The following is a 17,824-nucleotide window of genomic DNA, read 5'->3' as shown; positions in this document are numbered from 1 at the left end:
GCCTGTCGATCAGCAGCCGCGCTGCCAGACCAGCGCCTTGACGGTCGCCGCGGTCTGGTAGGCGATCAGGTACGGCCACTGCCGTCGGGGGGTCCCGACGGCGTCCACCAGGACCTCACCGTCGTAGCAGCGCTCGATGCGCAGCCTGGCCCGGCTGTCCTGGGAGCGGTCCGTGACGAACAGGATCGAGCGCCAGCCGTGGATCCTCGCCAGGCGGCCGGCCTCGCGAGCCTCGCCCTGGGTGGTCACCGGGTCCGGCCAGAAGCAGATGACCTGGATGTCCCGGCCGACCTCGGCCGCGTCGGGGCACCGCCAGGTGCCGGGCATCGAGACCACCAGAACCGGGGCGATGCCGGACCTGGCCAGCTCGACGGCCTTGTCCCGCCGTTCGCCCGGACCCCCGAGCATGAAGATCGCGTCCACGGGACGCGGCTTGTCGATCCTCGGGAAGACGATCATTCGCACGTTCAGCACGGCGATCAGAAGCGCCGCACCGAGCGCCCCGGAGCGCAGCGCGCGCCGCCACCGCGACCGCACCTGCTGTGCGTCTGTGATCACACTCGTGACTGTAGACGGCGTACCTGTGGCCGCGGACCGGTCGAGACGTGCTCTGCTTCACCTTCCCCGACCACCCCCCGCGGTGAATCGCCTGACGCGGCCGACACGGCCGGCCTGAAGAAGTCAGCCGACATCGCGTGACGGTGCCCCGGAAATCGGCCGGGCGCGGCGCACGCAAATACCCCGGGCACCCATCCCACATTCTGGTGGGCCTATGAGAGCCGGTTTGGCATCCCGCACCCGGCTCGCCAGGGCCATGCGGGCGGCCGGGCTCCGAGTCGGCCCGCCGGCCGGACGGCGAACGCTGTCGGGCGGTTCGGTGACCGGCCTGACCAGACATCACCGCGCCCTCGCCCAGGAGGCCACTGCAGACATTCTCAGAGCACCACCCCCTTCGGGTGGAGGGGCCGAGTGAACCGGGTTTACCCGTGAGCAGCCGACACTTCATCCCATGGTCGACATCGCACCCAGAAGAGATCTAAGCCACCTGCCACACGTCCCGAAGGACCACGACGGAGTGAGTAAGGTGCTGATATAGTTCAGCACGCGGATGTCGGCCGCCGAGGTTTCGCTCAACCGACCTCGACGACTACCGGGTCCGCGGTCATGCGCAGTGGCGCGGCGCCTCCTCGCCTCATCCTTGCCGCCCAGCTCCCGCCGCCCGCCGCGCCGTCCATCAGGCCGAGCCGGGCACCACCGGCGCCGGCGGCCGGGCCACCGCCGGCGCCGGTCCGACATCGACCGCCGATTCATGCCGTCCACACTTCCATGTATCGGAGTGCTCGGCCGCCGAGAAAACCCATCGGGTTCTCCGGCTGCCCGGGTACCGGGCGCAAGAGGGAGATCTTCCGTGGCCGTCCTGGCTACCACGCAGTTCACCGGCTCCGAGACCGAGATTCCGGGCCTTTTTGTGTTCGATGTTACGTCCATCGAGGATGAGCGCGGCTGGTTCCAGGAGAAGTTCCACCACGCCAAGCTCGTTGACGCAGGAATTCCCGCGAGCTTCCGGGTCATCCAGAACAGTCTTTCCTACAACAAAAAGCTAGGCGTGACACGGGGCTTTCATGCCGAGCCCTGGGACAAGTACATATCGGTGGTTAAGGGCCGCGTCTTCTGCGCCTATGTCGACCTGCGAGCAGGGAAGAGCTTCGGAACCGTCGTCACCGTCGAGCTCGACCGGAACCGAGCCGTCTTCCTGCCGCAGGGGGTCGCGAACTCCTATCAGACGCTCGAGGACGACACCTACTATCTGTACAGCGTCAACGAGCACTGGAGTGCCGATCGGTACGACAGCTACGTCTTCGTGAATCTTGCCGACCCGGCCCTCGGCGTGCAGTGGCCCGTCCCGTTGCGTGAGGCCGTGATATCCGATCGAGACCAGCACCACCCGTCGCTGGCCGACGTGAGCCCGGTGGAGATCGCGCCGGCCGAGGTCGCCGGCCGCGGGGACGCGGACCCGAGCTGACCGAGCACAGACTGGCCGGCCTCACGGCCGGCTCGGGACGCCGTGCGGCGCCCAGCTCCGGACGACCCGGGCGGGCGCCCCTACCGCGAGACTGAAGTCGGGCACGACCCCCTTCACGACGCTGTTCGCGCCGACGACGGCGCCGCGGCCGATCGTCGAGCCCGCTGTGACCACACAGTTCTGGCCCAGCCAGGCACCGTCGCCGATCACCACCGGGGCGACGCCCGTGTGGCCCTGGTCCCGGATCGCGACGCCGGCCGCCCGGTAGGCGTGGTCATGGTCGGCCACGTAGACGCCACGCGCGAACATCGCTCTGTCTCCGATCGTGATACCGCGTACGGCCGACAGCGTGCACCACCCGACGAACGACGAGCCCGCGCCGATTCGAATCACCGGCGCCGCCGGCTCGCCGTCCCCATCGATCACCTGGAACCACGAACCGGGGCCCACATGGACGCCGGCGCCGATCGACATCCAGCGGGCGCCGTAGAGCCGGAACGGCGGCTCGATGTCGGTACGCGGGCCGAGCGCCCCGAACGACCCGGCCAGGAACCGGGTGAAGGCCCGGCTCCGGGCCCTGCGCCACAGGTCGAGGGACCGCTCGGGTAGCGAACTGCTCATGGCCTCGTCAGATGTCGGGACGGGTGGCACGTGCCGGATGCGGGCTCGGGCGGGACGCGCGACTGGCTGGGGACGCCGCCCGTGGGCTCGGTGTACGGGGGGTAGCCGGGCCACCAGTCCCGCCGCCGGCGCCAGAGCGCGCGCCAGTCGCTCGCCCGCGGCCGCCCACGGGCCAGACCCGACCCCAGATCGGCCAGGGCCCGCAGCGCCACCCCAAGAACGATCATCGCCAGGCAGAGCCGCTGCCGCCACCCCGTCCAGTGCTTCCTCGCCAGCGTGGTCTTCCCGCGGAGGACGAGCACGTGCTTGGCCGCCCAGTTCGAGGACGAGGCCCCGACGTGGTGCACGATCGCCGCGGTCGGGACGATCGTGGGGCGGTAGCCGGCGGCCCGCGCCCGCATCGACAGGTCGGTGTCCTCCCCGTACATGAAGAACCGGGGGTCGAAGCCGCCCAGCCGTTCGAAGAGGTCGCGTCTGACCAGCAGCAGGCATCCGGTGACGACACCGACCTCGCGGACGCTGTCGCGCTGCCAGCGCCCGAGCGACTCCGGATCGAAGATCCTCGATCCGGGGAACATCGTCGACAGGCCGACCCCGAAGCACACCAGGCTCCACAGGCTGGGTGCCCCCCAGCAGGAGCTCGGGTCGACCGATCCGTCCGGCCGCAGCGTCCGCCCGCCGTAGAGCCCGCAGGCCGGGTTCCGGCGGGCGAAGGTGAGGATCTCGGCGACCGCCCGATCGAGAACGACGGCGTCGGGGTTCAGCAGGAGCAGATAGTCCCCGCCGGCGTGGGAGGCCGCCAGGTTGACCGCGCGGCCGAACCCGAGGTTCGTCGCCGACTCGATCAGCCGCACCGCCGGGAACGCGTCCCTGATGGCGTCCGGGGAGCCGTCCGTCGAGGCGTTGTCGACGACGATGATCTCAATCTCGACCCCGGCCGGCTCAGCCAGGACGGACTCCAGGCACCGGACCGTCAGCTCGGCGGTGTTGTAGGACACGACCAGCACGGACACCTCGACGGTCACTGCTCACCCGCCGGGTGGGAGCCGGGGCGCCGCCCGGTGCCGTCCGCACCGGCACGGCCGTTCTGCTCAGGCCGGTCCACCTGTACGGCACGACCGGAGCGGGTCGACTCCCCGCGCTTCCCGATGACCTTCGCCGGAACACCCGCGGCCAACGCTCCGGCGGGCAACGACTTCGTGACGACAGAACCGGCGCCGACAATCGTGCTGTCGCCTATCGTCACGCCCGGAAGAACCACCGAGTTGGCGCCGACCCACACGTCGTTGCCGATGACGATGTCCGCCTCCCGCTTCGGCTGGCTGTCGATGACGATGTCCGGCAGCGTCTCGTAGTTCGCGGCCGTGAGAAACGTGCCCGGGCCGATCAGGGAGTGCTCGCCGATCTCGATCCGGCCAGTGCGGTCACCGGCCCACAGCGAAACCCGCTCACCGATGTGGGCGAACGCCCGTATCTCCACCCGCTCCCCGTTCCGGACGGAGACGTTCGGCGCCAGGCGGACACCATGTTCGATCATCATCCGGCGAACCTGCTGGACATGCGAGTAGTTGTAGAAGTGGAGGATCCGCAGTGAGTGCAGGAGGGCGCGGGCGTCGAGCAGGGAACGAAGAAAGCCGAGAACCCTGGTCACGTCGTCTCCTCAAGAAGGCGCCTGCTGCTGTCGTCACGCTCCCAGGCACCGAGGTCGCCGTGGCGGACCTTCCGGATGGCCAGCAGCTTCGCCACCGCCGAGATCGCGAGGTAGGCGGGGGCGGCGGTGAGCAACCGGCGATCGGCGGCGACGACGGACAGCCAGGACGCGCTGCCGGTGTTCCGGTTCTCCGCGGGCACCAGCCCACGGCCGCGGAGTTCGATGTTCCCGGCGTACACCCGGATCTTCCTCCGGACGAAATCCCGCACCGTCCTCGCGGGATAGACGGTGAAGTGGACGGAGTCCACCGTGGTCCGTTCCTCCGCGCTGAACTGGTGGTAGAGGTAAAGATCGTCGGCGATGGCCTCGGGAAAGCGGGTGAAACGCTTCCGCCCGACATCGCTGACACCGACGACCCCGGAGCCCACGTGCCCGTCGGCGACATAGGGCAGGCGCATCCAGATCCGGTAGTAGTCGCGGACGGGCCGGGCCACCCCGGTCATGCACGGACGCAGCGCGGGCGCCGCGGCGAGCGCCGCACCCGTGCGCAGGACGTCGGCGACCTCGAGCAGCGCCGCTCCGGCGACCTCCACGTCGGCGTCGACGTAGAAACGCGGGAAGGCCATGGCCGCCGCGTCCCCGGTGTTCAGGGCGGCCGCCTTGTTCGCCCGATCCGTCTCGATCACCCGGACGCCACGGGCACGGGCGGCCGCGGCGGTGCCGTCCGTGCATCCGTTGCACACCACGATCACGTCGAGTGCTCCGGTGGGCAGCCCGACGCTGAGCGCCGCGAGGCACCGTCCGATGACGGACTCCTCGTTGTGCGCCGGCACGACGACGCTGGCCAGGACGACGCTGGCTGGGACATCGCCGGCGCCGTGCGGCGCCGGGGCGGAGCCCGCGGAGAGCGGTACCGTCACCCCGTCGCCGATCTGAGCTCGTCGCCCTCGTGGTCGCCGCCAGATGCCGCCGCCGGCGTGTGGGAGCCGGTCTGCTCGCGGCGGCGTGGCGCCGGGACGGCGCAGTCAACCGGCCTCGGGCGGACCCGCTCGCCGGCCGGGCGCTCCCGCCCGGTGATGCGGTCGAAGACATCCACGTAGCCGGGGACCTGCAGGCTCCAGTCCAGTACCTCGACCGCGCGCTGCCGGCCCCGCTTGGACAGGTCGGCCCGCCGCTCCGGGTCATCGAGCAGCCGCTCGATCGCGGCGGCGAACCCGCCGATGTCGCCGGGTTCGACGTATTCCGCGATGTCCGCGGCGGTGACCCTGGTCTCGACGAGATCGAACGTGACCACGGGCAGGCCGTAGGCCATGTATTCCATGGTCTTGTTCATGGTCGACACGTTGTTGAGCGGGTTCATCGGGTCCGGTCCGACCGCCAGGTCGGCGGTCGAGAGGTATTTGTCGATCATCTCGTGGTCCGCGCGACCGGTGAAGGTCACGTGGTCGTCAAGATCCAGCTCCGTGGCGAGCGCGCGCAGATCGTCATAGCAGTCGCCGAAACCGAGCAGGGCCATGTGGACGTCGGTGCGGCCGCGCTGGTGGACGAGGATGTCGAGGGCACGCAGCGCGTTGTCCACTCCGTCCTGCGGGCCCATCACCCCGAGATAGCAGAGCAGGAACTCGCGGCCTTTCCGCAGTTCCGGGTGGACGGCGCCGGGCCGCATCCGGTCGGTGTCCGGGCCGCTGCGCACGACCGTCGTGTCCTGCCGGGTCCGGCCGCCACGACGGATCGCGATCTCACGGTAGGAGTCATTGGTGGAGATGACGTGGTGCGACAGCCCGTAGGTGATGCGCTCGAGCGCGAAAAGGAAGGCGAGCAGAATCCGCGACGGGCGCTCGAAACGGGACTGGTAGATCTCCGGGCAGAGGTCGTGCTGGTCGTACACGAGGCGCACACCGCGCCGCCGATAGAGTAACGCGAGCAACGCGTAGGTGTCCGGCGGATTGCACACCTGGATAACGTCGAAGCCGCGTTCCCGGTAGACCCGGCGCGCCAGCCGGGCGGTGCGCATCCAGCAGACAAAAAACTCTTTCATATATGAGAATACGCCGGACGTTGCGACGTACGGCTCGTACTTGTAGAGGTATACGTCGTCGAGTAGCTCACGGTCCGGGTCACCCGGCCCCTTGGGGCATATGACCCGCACCTCGTAACCGGCGCCCACCAGGGCCTGACATTCCAGCCAGACCCGTCGGTCGAGCGGTACCGGCAGGTTCTGCACTATGATCAGCACGCGATTACTCAACGTCACTGCTCCCCCAGATTGACCAAGTGAACCTGCGATGAGCGCCGCTGCTGGACACGCCACCCACTGACGACATACTAGAACAGATGTTGTTCGATCCGTCCGGCCCTTTGGGGAACTCGAGATGAACCGGGCGGTCAGGCCGGCCAACGCATCAGAGTACAGTGCCCTGACCATGCGTTTTAGCGGAAAGCTTGATCGTTTGTGGTGAAATCCCGCACCGAGCCGGCCTCGCGATCTGCTCGCCGACAAGCATTCTTAGACGGAAAGCAAGGACGCTGGCTCGACACCTCGGAACTGAACCAGGGCCTTGCCGGGCGGTCCCGGAGAGGTGTGGCGGCGACGGCCGGTGCCCAACTCTGGCGATTGTTCACTCAATTCGGCTCAACGATTATTCTGGCCCGGCTGCTGTCGCCGGACGCCTACGGCCTCGTCGGGATGGTGCTGGCGATCTCGGCTCTCGCCGACCAGCTGACGGACCTCGGGCTCTCCCAGGCCGTCATCCAGCGCAAGACGATCACCCACAGTCAGGTCAGCGCGCTGTTCTGGGTCAACGTCGTGGTCGGGCTCAGCCTCGCGGTGGCGCTGGCCGCGGCCAGCCCGCTGATCGCCCTGTTCTACGGGCACGACGAGCTCGTCGGAATCACCCTCGTCGTCGCACCGTCATACCTGATCACCGGCGCCCTCGTACAGCACCAGGCGCTGCTCCAACGGCAGATGAAGTTCGGCTCCGTCGCGGCCCGCGACATGATCGGCCGGACCACCAGCATCGTCGTGGCCATCACTCTCGCGTCGCTGGGGGCCGGCTACTGGTCGCTGGCGCTCATGCCGACCTCGGCGGCCCTCGCCCGGGCGGTTCTCGTCTGGACGGCCTGCGACTGGCGGCCGAGCCGACCGGCCCGCGCGGACGGCCTCGCGCCGATGCTGCGCTTCGGCGGCAGCGTCGCCGGCTCCGGCCTGCTCGGGTACATCAGCCGCAACGCCGACAACGTCCTGGTGGGCCGGTTCGCCGGGCCGGCGGCCCTCGGCCTCTACTCCCGTGCGTACGCGCTGCTCCTGCTCCCGCTGCAGCAGGTCAACCAGCCGGTCAACATGGTCGCGATCCCCACCCTGTCCAGGCTCCACGACCAGCCGGACCGGTTCCGCGACTACTACCGCGCCGCCGTGTTCACCGTGGCACTGCTCGCTCTTCCGCTGGTCGTGCTGATGGCGCTGCTCGCCGACGTGTTCGTCACCGGCCTGCTGGGCGCGCCGTGGAGCGGGGTCGTGCCGATCTTCAGAGTGCTGGCGATCGCCGGATTCGCCCAGGCGATCAGCTCGACGGCGACCTGGCTGTGGGTCTCGCGGAACCGGGCCGACCAGATGCTCAAGGTCGCCGCGGTGACCCGTCCGCTCACCGTGGCCTCGTTCTTCCTGGGGTTGCCCTGGGGGCCGGTGGGCGTCGCCTGGGCCGTCAGCATCGCCTCGGTGGTGACCGCCATCCCGATGCTTGCCAGCGCCACCCGCGACACCCCGGTCAGGCTGTCGGATGTCGCGACCTCGATCGCGCCGGCCGTCCTCGCCAGCGCGGTGCTCGCCGCGGTGACCGCCGGGGTGCGGGCGGTGGTGGACCTGCCCCCGATCGCCGAGCTCACCACCGCCGGGACGGCCGGCGTGGCGGCGTATGTGGCTGTCGTGTCGGCCATGCCGACCTGCCGGCGCCAGCTGCGCGGCGTGCTGCGCGGAAAGCGCGGGACGGCGCCGGGTCGGGGGCCGTCCGACAGCCCGGCTCCCGGATCCGTCCCGCCCCAGGATCAGTGGCCGCTCGCGGCGGCGGCCGAGCACGGCGCCCGACGCCGACGGTCACACCGGCGGTCTCGTTGATCTCGACGGAGGAACCGACCCATGCCCGAGCCCGACCCCCGCTCCGCCCCCGCGCGCGACGTCGTGTTCACCCTGTCCAGGGAGACGCTGCGGGACATGGCGATCCGCTCCTACATGCGGCCGCCGGACCGCGTCCTGCTCACCCTGATGCAGTCGCCGCGGGTGCGACGGCTGCTCGTCGCCGAGCCGTTCCGCAGCCGGGTGACAGCGTTGGCGAAGGGCGACCCGGTGGTGGCCATTCCACCGACGAGCAGGCCGGACCGCTACGTCGTGTCCGCGCGCCGCTGGCGTCGCGAGGACCCGGTCTCGCCCGCGATGCTGCGCCACACCTACCGGCGCTACGACCGGGTGCTGCGACGGGCCGCGGAGCAGGCCCGCTGCGAGCGGCCCGTGGTCGTCACGACGTACCCGCTGCTGGCCGGGCTCGCCGAGCTGGAATGGGCCGACTCGGTCGTCTACTTCGCCCGTGACGACTGGGCGACCTACCCCCCGCTGGAACGCTGGCACCCTGCGTTCCAGGAGGCCTACGCCGAGATCCGTCGCCGGCGGCGGCCGGTGGTCGCGGTGTCGGAGTCGCTGCGCCGGCGGCTCGCTCCCACCGGAGGCTCACTGGTCGTCCACAACGGCGTCGATCCCGCCGAGTGGGAGCGGCTGCCGCCGGCACCCGCGCTGACCGCGGGCCTGCCCCGGCCGTGGTGCGTCTACGCGGGCACCGTCGACGACCGGCTCGACGTCGACATGGTCGCCCGGCTGGCGACGGAGAGCACGGTGATACTCGCCGGGCCCGTCAAGGACGAGCGGCACGCCGCCCCGCTGCGGGCGTTGCCCTCGGTGGTCCTGCCAGGCCATCTCCCCCGGCCGGCCGTCACCGGGCTGATCGCCGCGGCGGACGTGTGCCTGCTACCGCACCGGGTGACCTCGCTGACGGAGGCGATGGATCCGATCAAGCTGTACGAGTACCTGGCGGCGGGGCGGCCCGTCCTGGCGAGCGACCTGACACCGGTCCGGGGCATGGGACCGCGGGTCAGGCTGCTGGCGCCGGGCGACGATCCGGTGGCCGCGTTCAGGGAGGTCCGTGGCTGGCCGGAGGTGACCGAAGCGGAACGCCACCGGTTCGTCGCGGCGAACAGCTGGTCAGCCCGTCATGTGGAGCTGCTGGACTTCGCTCTTGGCGGCGATCCGGAGCGGCAGCGGCGGCCCGCGGCCCGGCCGGCCCAGCCGCCCGAAGGCCACGCGAGGGCGACGTCAGTGAGGGCCGGCGAAGCGACGTGAGGCCGGCGCCCGCGAGGGCCGGCATACCCGCGGCCGGCCCTCGCGGCGCTGGTTCACGCGATGCCGGCGGGCTGCCGGGCGGCCGGGACCAGCTCCGCCACGCTTGGCTGGTCACCGCGCGGGTCCCGCCACTGGACGGGCGCCGTCGCGGCAGGCCCGGCCGGTGTGGGCACGGGCCGCTGTTCGAGTCGCCACAACGCGCCGGTGACACCCAGCGTCAGGTAGAACAGGCCGGCGAAGGCCGGGAACGACAGTGAGTCGAAGCTGTACGAGGCCGCCGCGACGGCGACGAGCATCGCGGCGAGGGCCTGGGCCAGTTCTCGGGTCGCCGCGTCGGCGGCGCGCCGGGCCACGCCGAACGCCATCGTGATCCCGCCGAGCATGACGATGACGAGCGCGGCCAGACCCACGTATCCGGAGGTGAGGATGGTCCCGAGGTACTGGTTGTCGAGGAAGAAGTACTTCGCCGGGATGAAGGTGCCCGGCCCGCGCCCGAACCACGGCCGCTCGCTGATGTAGGCCTGCGCGACCGCGTAGTCCGCGATCCGTCCCTGATAGCTGGGATCAGTCTTGTAGTTCAGGAACAGACTGCGCAGCGTGCCGAGCACGCCGGGCACGGCGGCACCGAACGCGCCGACCCCGATCACCAGCCAGACGAACACGTTGAAGCGCCGCCGCCAGCTCCACACGACGCTCTGGACCAGCAGCACGCAGCCAAGCCCGATGATCGCCGTCCGGGAGACGGAGAGGGGGGCGGCCGTCGCGGTCAGCACCAGCGCCCCGGCGGCACGCTGCCGGGCACCCCTGGTGGCAGCGTGAGAAGTCCGGTACAGCGCCAGCGGGACGACCATGGCGACGACCACACCGAACTCGATGTAGTGCGACGCCGTGCCGGCGACCCGGGAGGTGCCGCCCCCTCGTGAGACGGACTCGAGCGCCGGGGACCACATCACGAACCCGGGAAGCCGCAGGTACCTGCTGTAGTCCTCGTGCGTCAGGTACTGGACGATTCCGAACAGCGCCATCACGGCCCCGAAGCACATGATGCGCGAGATCAGAACCTCGAGCCGGGCCCGCGAGGGAATTCCGTCGGCTGCCGCGAGCGCGATGCCGACGAGCGCCAGGACGGCCAGGATCGACCGGTCCGAGGCACGGGCCTCCACGCCGTCGAGCCCGCGGCGCTGACCGGCCACATAGGCGGCGAGCAGCGCACCCAGATAGATGAGCAACAGGCCCCGGACCGGCTGGCGGCCACGGCGGACCAGGCCGGGATGCAGCCAGGTGCACAGCCAGGCGCCGGCCAGCACCAGGCCGAGCAGGAACATCGGCCGGCCCGCGGCGCCGAGCGACTGCAGGGTGTTGCGCGCCGGGATGACGAACAGCAGCACGCCGAGGAGTGTCAGCACGCTCACCGCGTCCGGCCGCCACCTGGCGATCGGGAGCGCCGCCACCGTCCGGAGCGCCGTCCGTCCAGGCATCGTCACCGCGGGCGGCCGCTTCGGTCGAGGTCCGGCGGGACGGGCCCCGCCCCGAGTCGGCTGCCCGTCCGAATGGTCACCGTGTCCTCATTGACCGCCGCGGTCTCGTACTCCGGTGTGTCCCTGCCGGGTGTGTCCCCGCCTCGGCGCGGGGAGGCCAGTGGATCTCCCAGCGGATCCGGCTCCCGAGTCAGCGGGCTCCGCGGTGATCCGGCGTCCGGCAAGCTGTCGGGCCGGCCGGTTCCACCGGCCGCGGCGCGACGGCGGGCGGCGACGAAGCCGTCCAGCGCCACCGCGAGGCCCACCGCCGCCGCGAGCGCGACGACGCCGATGACGATCCGCTGGCGGGAACGACCCGGGTACTGGGCAGGCGAGAGGTTGGCCCCCTCCGCCGCCGGCATGATCGAGTACTGTGCGCCCGGAGCGGTGACACCGGTGCTGGCCTGGTGCGCGACGAGGTGTCGGTTCGCCATCGCGACGACCTCCTCGACGGTGCGACGGGCCAGGTCGGGCGTCGGGCCCGTCACACTCACCGACAGGACCAGCTTCGCCCTGGTCCAGCTGACCTTGTAGGTGGGGAGAAGGCCCATCTTGTGGATCTGTGCGCGGGACGCGTCGGCGTCCATGGCGCGTTCCTCGAGTGAGCCGGCGAAGCCGACGCCGCCGGAGTTCTCCACGCTGCCGGTCGGCTGGCTCGACCGGCTCGGCGGGGCGTTGACGAAGGCGTCCATGGCCGCGGAGTACTGCGGCTTCACTCCCGAAGTGGTGACCAGGGCGGTTGCGATCCCCACTGCCACAACCGCCAGGAACACATACCAGCGCCGAATGGTGATGCGCACGATCTGCCATATATCCATCTGAGCATTCCCTCCCCTCCCACGCCGTCGGCGCTCACCGACGACAGATACGCTGATCGCCTTTTCGGCACGTTGTCAGACCCAGCGGGTCCCTGTTCCTCCCGCATTTCTCCTGGACAGCGCCGTCACGCACCACCGGCGCCTTCTCTCCCGGCCCGCGGCAGATCACATCCCTCGCAACAGATCTGCCAACCGGCCCGCCTGCGCGCCGGTGTTGAACGTCGTCTCGACCGCCTGGCGGCCGGCCCGCCCCATTGCCGCGGCCCGGTCGGGGTCGAGCAGGAGCCCCGCCAGCTCCGCGGCGAGGGCGCCGGAATCACCCGGCGGAACAAGCAGTCCTGTCCGTCCGTGATCGACGTAGTCGGACATTCCCGGGGTTTCGGTGACCACGACCGGGCGGCCCGAGGCCATGGCCTCGAGAACGACGCTGACGCCGCTGACATGTAGGTTCGGCCGCAGTGCAACCACCACCGCGGATGCTCGGGCGTAGAGATCGACAAGGTCGATGTGGCTCATTCTCGGATGCCGCTTCCCGAGCCTTGCGGGAATCGTCACCTCTCGGCCGGTCACCAGTTCGAGGCGCAGCCCGGCGACTTTTCCAACCGTGTCCGCGATGGCGGCGAGAAGCGTATCGTGGTCCCGGTGCCGGTCGTTTCCGACGCTGACCACCAGGCCGGGTACCGGATCGGTTTCGGCCGGCCGGAAGAAGTCCGCGTCGATACCGAAGGGCAGATGGGCGAGTCTGCGTTCGGCGACCTTCAGGACGTCCCGGAGCACCGGGAGCTGGGCACTCGACAGCGCCCAGACCAGCTGGGCCGAACGCAGCGCGCGGGGCGCCAGCGCCAGTGCCCCCCGCGGCCGGCCCACCGGGTCGGTCAGCCAGATGACGCCGGTGGCGACCGGTCTGCCGCCCCGCCACCGCTCCATCGAGGCAGCCGGTACCCCGGCCCGTTCGTCCCAGCACAGCACCGCCTCCGCCGCCGCGTCGATCCGACGCGCGGCGACCTCCCGCCACTCGAAGCCCCCCAGCGCGCGGGTGGCCCTCGCGCCCGGCGCCCGGTGGCTCACGGCCGGCAGCGACCCGCTGGTCCGAAAGCCGTGGTCGGCAAGCCTGTTCAGCCCGTACGGCCAGACGTCCGGGACCTCGCCCCGGGCGTGTCGACGTTCCCAGTCGTAGGGGTCGAGGCCCCGGCTCAGGAGCACATCCACGACCGGCCGTGCCTCACGGCTCGTGCCGGCGGTGTCGGCACGAGCGGCGATGTCGGCACGAGCACCGACACCGCGTCGCGGTGGGGCGGTCACGGCGCGAACTCCCGGCACCTCTCCAGGGCCTCGTCCGCGCTGGTCGCCCAGTGCACGAGGTCGCTGTCCGAGGTCCACGCCTCGAAGGTCCCGCTGACCTTTCCGTAGCTGTTGTCAAACACCGAGTGGGGGATACCGAGAAGCAGGCAGAGAATGTGCGCGTGCAACCGGTCGGTCACCACGTAACGCGCGGTACACAGGAGGCTCGTCGCCGTTCCCACGCTTGTCTTCGCCATTGTTTCGTAGGCCGCGTGCAGTGCGGGGCGGGCCGCCCGGTGCGCATCCGGATGCCGGCCCAGGGCATGCCGCTCAAGTTTCGGCAGTGCCTTCGCCGCTCTCCACCGCGCCGCGGGCAGGCCACGCATTCCCCAGTCGGCCCGACGTATGCCGGGGCCGGCCACGCCCGCGATGGCTCCGGTGCCTTCAACGTCATCGCGGGCAAGACACAGCACGCCGTCGGGACGTACCGGCCGCGGCGGTCTCAGCGGGCCGTTGGCCAGGGCCGAGTCCGGCGCGAACACGATCGGCACATCGAAGTTCTCGGTGGCGAAAGAAAGGCTGCGCCGTTCACGGACCATGAGAGTGAAATGTGGGTGGGCCGCGGTCACGCGCTGGGCCTCGGAAAGCGCCGTCCGGCTACGGAAGGAAATACTCTGCGGAAGTTGGATCACGGTACGGTCCGGGAAGTCACGCAGGACCCGGACCCGGAGCTCCTGATGCCCCGGCCAGAGGTCACCGAAATTCCCCCCGCCGAGTAACAGGACAGGTCCCTCCGGCAGTGCCTCCCGTAACCGGTCCGGCCGGTAACGCGCGGTGTCCGCGACGTAGGCGACCCTTACTCCCAGCTGTCGGAGAATCCGGCGTACGCCGAGCCAGATGGCCGAGTCACCACTGTTGCGGTGGTACGGGAAGTCGAGGAGCGCCACGTCGGTCGTCCCCGGCGGCAGCAGGTCGGCGACGGCGGCCGTGGCCCGCGTCGACAGGCTCTCGATCAGGCGGGCAGTGGATACGACCGCTGCCGTCGAGGCGTACGGGACCCCTGTCGCGGCCTCCGTCATTACTCGCGTCCCCCAGCATCCCGTAATCCTCGGATGGTCCGTCGGTACAGCACCGCGTCAGGTCGTCGCGGCCCGGCCGTGCGGGGCCCGCCGCCGCACAAGCCGGTGCACCCGCCGTGCGTCGGACCTCGCGATCGCCTCGACAAGCGCCCTGACGAGCACGGGGTCACGGTTCGCCCGGCGAAGTTCACGCAGGTTCACGACCGCCCAGTGCCGGGGGCCTCGGCCGGGAAGGTCAACCCGCCGCACGACATCCGGATCAAGACCGGACGGGAAGCAGGTGAACTCGCCGAGCACGCCGAGGGACTCCAGGGCGAGCATCGTGCGCAGGCACTTCTCGCACCTGCCGCAGTTGAAGTCGCCGCCCGGGTTCTCCCAGCAGACCCTCAGGTTCTGCCGGACGACCGGGTGCCTCGCGATGAAGGCGACCTTCTCCTGGCGGGTGGCGTCACATCCGTCGTGCTCGATCGCGACCTGGTCGCTGGACAGCAACGGATCGGTGAGCGGGTGGGAGGCGAGCGGCTGCAGCTCGTGGTAGGCGAGAGTCCCGGCGACCAGCGCACGACCGAACCGCCGGGACAACAGGTGCGCGACGGTGGCGAGCCCGGACGAGACGTAGGCGGGCCAGCTGACGTGCGGATCCGACAGCGCGCGCAGGTCGGTCTCGAGCTCGATCAGCTCCTTGCCGAGGCTCTCCGCCGTCCGGCGCAGGCTGTCGGAGACGACTCGTCGCAGCTCGACGTCCTCCAGACCGACGTCGAATCCATGCACGTAGACGACCGCGTCCACCCTGTCGATGTTGCGTAGGAGCGTGTAGAAGCTGTCGACCCCGCCGGAGAAGAAGCAGAAGGTCTCGGCCGCCGCCGGCCGGGCCGAGCGGGCGGTCCCGGTCAGCACCTGTACCGGCTCGAGGGTGGGATACCACCGCGACATCAGCGCCTGGTAGTCGTCCACCCTGGCGGCCAGCACCTCGCTGATCGGCCCCGCGCACTCCAGAGTCACGCCGCGCCGCATGGCGATTGTCAGCGCGGTGGTCAGGCCGGCGTTCGCCGTCTCGGCAAGCTCGACGTCCGAGGAACGGAAGTACGCCTCTTCCACTCCCCTCAGGCCACGCACACCGATGGAGACAAGATCGCCCGACGCGGACGAAACCTCCACCTTCATGGCTTTCCCCCCAATTATAGCCCTGATAGTGAGCAGGGTCGAGCATAACGGGATGGGGACACCGAGATACGGGAATTCCGGGATGTCCTCGACCCATCTCGTCGAACGGTACTACCTCGGTGGGAGATCCGCCCGGAGCGGCTACACGGCCGCCTGAGGCGAGCCGGCGCGGCCGCGCCGGCTCCGACGGCCCGAGAGCATCATCGGATGCCGATTGTTTGCTTGTCGTCAGAATTTGTTTGCTAGACGCCAGGAATCCGAAAGTGGCGCCGCGGCCGCATCTCCGGCAGCCGGCCCGCCGCCCGCCGAGCCGAATCGACTGCCACGCAAGAAGATCGGCCGCGGCACCCATTCGCCAGCCCCCACCATCATGTAGCGGCGCGAACACGGAGAGCGCCTGGACGGTTTCCGGCAAGAATTCAAGCCGATTTGCAGCTACGCCCTCCGGTGTGTGCTTAAACTGGTGGGGCTCTCGCGCAGACAGGGTTCAAAGCATGAAGGTCGCAACGTCTCCATCATTCAACAATCCGATGCCGGTCCGTTACATCCTGGTCGACCGGCAGAGAGTTGCCCTGCCCCCGGCCGCCACGGACCGACGGGGGACCAGGAAGGTGGACGGCAGCCAGGGATGCGTGTGGGCGCAAGGGAAGTCCGCGCCGGGAACACCGCCGCCGGGTCGGTGGCGCGGACAGCGGCGGTGGCTTCCAGGAACCAATCGGCCGGCGTCGGATATCCGACATCGACCGGCCCGGCCCCGAGGGGCCATCGCAGGTCGCAGCGTCGAGTCGTTAACAGGAATGCGTCGACGCGCCTACCGGGCGCGTCGGCGAGGGGGGAAGATTACGTGCCTGTTCGTCGAAGTATCTACGCGCTCAGTCTGGCCGAGGTCCAGGCGTTCACCGACGCACTGAACACCCTGAAGCAGTCAGGTGTCTACGACCAGTTCGTGACACGGCATCACACCGCAATGATGACTTTCACACCGACGTCGCAGTCCGTACGGAACGCCGCGCACAAGGGACCGTCGTTCCTGCCCTGGCACCGCCAGTCACTCCTCGAGTTCGAATCCGCGCTCGCTGCAATCCTGCCCGATTTCGGAATCCCTTACTGGCCGTGGGAGGCCGACGCCGCGTTACCTGACCCGAAACAGGCACTGATCTGGACGGCAGACTACTTCGGTGGGAACGGTCTACAGAGCAACGGCTGGTATGTACAGGACGGACCATTCGTCAGCTGGCAGGCGATAATCCTGAACAGCTCGACGGGTCAGCTCGTCCCCCGTTCAAGGACTGGACTCATCCGGAAGTTCGCGGTGGACACCGGCGCGACAACCCTGCCGACACAGGCGGACGTCACCGACTGCCTCACCGAGTCACAGTACGACCACTCCCCCTGGATCGACTCCCAGACCACGAGTCCGAGTTTCCGTAACCGGATAGAGGGCTTCCTCCGGCACACCGGCGAGTCGTCGACCCAGGCGAGGATGCACGGCCGGGTGCATCGGTGGGTCGGCGGCGACATGGGCGTCAGCACGTCCCCGAACGATCCGATCTTCTGGCTGCATCACTCGAACGTCGACCGGATCTGGTCGGTGTGGCAGGCGTCCGGGCACGCCACCGACTACCTCCCGGTCACTGGCGGGCCGGCGGGCCACAACCTGAACGACGCGCTGCTGGGTCTTGCCACGTCGGGAGTCACGCCCGCCTCGTTGCTGGACATCACCGCACTCGGCTACAGCTACGCGTAGGGGGAGAGACATGACCGAGATGTCGCGCCGGCGGGTGCTGAGCAGCGCCGGAGTCGCGGGTGTGCTGGCTGCCACCGGGTTCGTCGCCACACGGCCGACCGAGGTGGAGGCCGCCACCACGGATCCCCTCCGGTCCTTCCGGGCGGGCCAGATCAAGGACCTCAGGATCGGCGGGCGAGCAGTACGGATCGCCGAGAGCTCCAGTGATCTCATCGTCACCGTCGACGGGCGGCAGCTGAACCACGTGCAGATCCATCGGGACAGCCCCGCCCGATACCTGTCCCACGTCTTCCCGCACCACGAGTTCGCGGACGTGAAGTCACTGGTCGCGGCCCTGGTCGAAGGCGACCGGACGCTCCTCGTTCTCTGAGATTCGCTGAGGCGAGCCGCCGCGCCGAGCGGCGGCCAGACGCAGCTGTCCGTGGGGGCCCGGGGGGGCCCGGGGCCCCCGGGGGGGGGGGGCAAGGTCGGGGTCCAGCCGGGAGTGGGGTTGCTGCGCTGTGGCGTGCTGGGCGACCGGGGTGTGGGAGCTGTGGGGCT

General features: G+C 70.0%; 16 protein-coding genes. 5 read left to right on the top strand and 11 right to left on the bottom strand.

Annotated elements, in window-relative coordinates:
- Positions 1–9: 9 nt before the first annotated feature.
- Entirely contained in the window at positions 10–558 is a 549-nt protein-coding gene (locus MXD62_RS23585) for a YdcF family protein (RefSeq protein ID WP_248831646.1), read from the bottom strand.
- An 850-nt stretch (positions 559–1,408) separates the two neighbouring features.
- Between MXD62_RS23585 and MXD62_RS23580 the strand changes: the two genes are divergently transcribed.
- A complete protein-coding gene (locus MXD62_RS23580; RefSeq protein ID WP_248831645.1) occupies positions 1,409–2,023 on the top strand; it encodes a dTDP-4-dehydrorhamnose 3,5-epimerase family protein in 615 nt (204 codons plus the stop codon).
- A 21-nt stretch (positions 2,024–2,044) separates the two neighbouring features.
- Here the strand turns inward: MXD62_RS23580 and MXD62_RS23575 are convergent, their stop codons facing one another.
- From MXD62_RS23575 to MXD62_RS23555, 5 genes are read right to left on the bottom strand one after another with little or no spacing between them, the layout of a single operon-like run.
- Positions 2,045–2,644: an acyltransferase gene (locus tag MXD62_RS23575; protein WP_248831644.1), complete on the bottom strand. Its 600-nt coding sequence runs from the start codon at positions 2,642–2,644 to the stop codon at positions 2,045–2,047.
- Positions 2,641–3,669, bottom strand: a complete 1,029-nt coding sequence (locus MXD62_RS23570; protein WP_248831643.1) for a glycosyltransferase family 2 protein — start codon at positions 3,667–3,669, stop codon at positions 2,641–2,643. Before MXD62_RS23570 ends, MXD62_RS23575 begins: the two co-directional genes overlap by 4 nt.
- On the bottom strand, positions 3,666–4,295 hold the full coding sequence (locus tag MXD62_RS23565; protein WP_248831642.1) for a DapH/DapD/GlmU-related protein: 630 nt from the start codon (positions 4,293–4,295) through the stop codon (positions 3,666–3,668). Before MXD62_RS23565 ends, MXD62_RS23570 begins: the two co-directional genes overlap by 4 nt.
- Complete coding sequence (locus MXD62_RS23560; RefSeq protein ID WP_248831641.1) at positions 4,292–5,215, bottom strand: glycosyltransferase; 924 nt, start codon at positions 5,213–5,215, stop codon at positions 4,292–4,294. The genes MXD62_RS23565 and MXD62_RS23560 overlap by 4 nt, the downstream gene beginning before the upstream one ends.
- Positions 5,212–6,531, bottom strand: coding sequence for a glycosyltransferase family 4 protein (locus tag MXD62_RS23555; RefSeq protein WP_248831640.1), 1,320 nt, complete (start codon positions 6,529–6,531; stop codon positions 5,212–5,214). The genes MXD62_RS23560 and MXD62_RS23555 overlap by 4 nt, the downstream gene beginning before the upstream one ends.
- Positions 6,532–6,876: 345 nt before the next feature.
- On the opposite strand from MXD62_RS23555, the gene MXD62_RS23550 reads away from it, so the two are divergent.
- Positions 6,877–8,406: a lipopolysaccharide biosynthesis protein gene (locus MXD62_RS23550; RefSeq protein WP_308301311.1), complete on the top strand. Its 1,530-nt coding sequence runs from the start codon at positions 6,877–6,879 to the stop codon at positions 8,404–8,406.
- Between the two features lie 21 nt (positions 8,407–8,427).
- Positions 8,428–9,678, top strand: a complete 1,251-nt coding sequence (locus tag MXD62_RS23545) for a glycosyltransferase (protein WP_248831638.1) — start codon at positions 8,428–8,430, stop codon at positions 9,676–9,678.
- Positions 9,679–9,731: 53 nt separating this feature from the next.
- On the opposite strand, the gene MXD62_RS23540 is transcribed toward MXD62_RS23545, so the two are convergent.
- From MXD62_RS23540 to MXD62_RS23520, 5 genes are all read right to left on the bottom strand, one after another.
- Positions 9,732–11,156 (bottom strand): O-antigen ligase family protein, encoded by a 1,425-nt coding sequence (locus tag MXD62_RS23540; RefSeq protein WP_248831637.1) that lies wholly within the window; start codon positions 11,154–11,156, stop codon positions 9,732–9,734.
- A 2-nt stretch (positions 11,157–11,158) separates the two neighbouring features.
- A complete protein-coding gene (locus MXD62_RS23535) occupies positions 11,159–12,013 on the bottom strand; it encodes a hypothetical protein (RefSeq protein WP_248831636.1) in 855 nt (284 codons plus the stop codon).
- 165 nt (positions 12,014–12,178) lie between these two features.
- Positions 12,179–13,315, bottom strand: coding sequence for a glycosyltransferase family 4 protein (locus MXD62_RS23530; RefSeq protein WP_248831635.1), 1,137 nt, complete (start codon positions 13,313–13,315; stop codon positions 12,179–12,181).
- Positions 13,312–14,373, bottom strand: a complete 1,062-nt coding sequence (locus MXD62_RS23525; protein ID WP_248831634.1) for a polysaccharide pyruvyl transferase family protein — start codon at positions 14,371–14,373, stop codon at positions 13,312–13,314. The genes MXD62_RS23530 and MXD62_RS23525 overlap by 4 nt, the downstream gene beginning before the upstream one ends.
- A 57-nt stretch (positions 14,374–14,430) precedes the next feature.
- Positions 14,431–15,537: a hypothetical protein gene (locus tag MXD62_RS23520; protein WP_248831633.1), complete on the bottom strand. Its 1,107-nt coding sequence runs from the start codon at positions 15,535–15,537 to the stop codon at positions 14,431–14,433.
- 844 nt (positions 15,538–16,381) lie between these two features.
- Here MXD62_RS23520 and MXD62_RS23515 point away from each other — a divergent pair.
- Both MXD62_RS23515 and MXD62_RS23510 read left to right on the top strand, forming a co-directional pair.
- On the top strand, positions 16,382–17,284 hold the full coding sequence (locus MXD62_RS23515; protein WP_248831632.1) for a tyrosinase family protein: 903 nt from the start codon (positions 16,382–16,384) through the stop codon (positions 17,282–17,284).
- Positions 17,285–17,294: 10 nt separating this feature from the next.
- Complete coding sequence (locus MXD62_RS23510) at positions 17,295–17,654, top strand: hypothetical protein (protein ID WP_248831631.1); 360 nt, start codon at positions 17,295–17,297, stop codon at positions 17,652–17,654.
- Positions 17,655–17,824 lie beyond the last annotated feature (170 nt).

Source organism: Frankia sp. Mgl5, from assembly GCF_023242985.1.
In the GTDB taxonomy this organism is placed as follows: Bacteria; Actinomycetota; Actinomycetes; order Frankiales; family Frankiaceae; genus Parafrankia; species Parafrankia soli.
The sequence above is the reverse complement of the archived record's forward strand: the minus strand, read 5'-3'. Positions and strand labels throughout refer to the sequence as shown.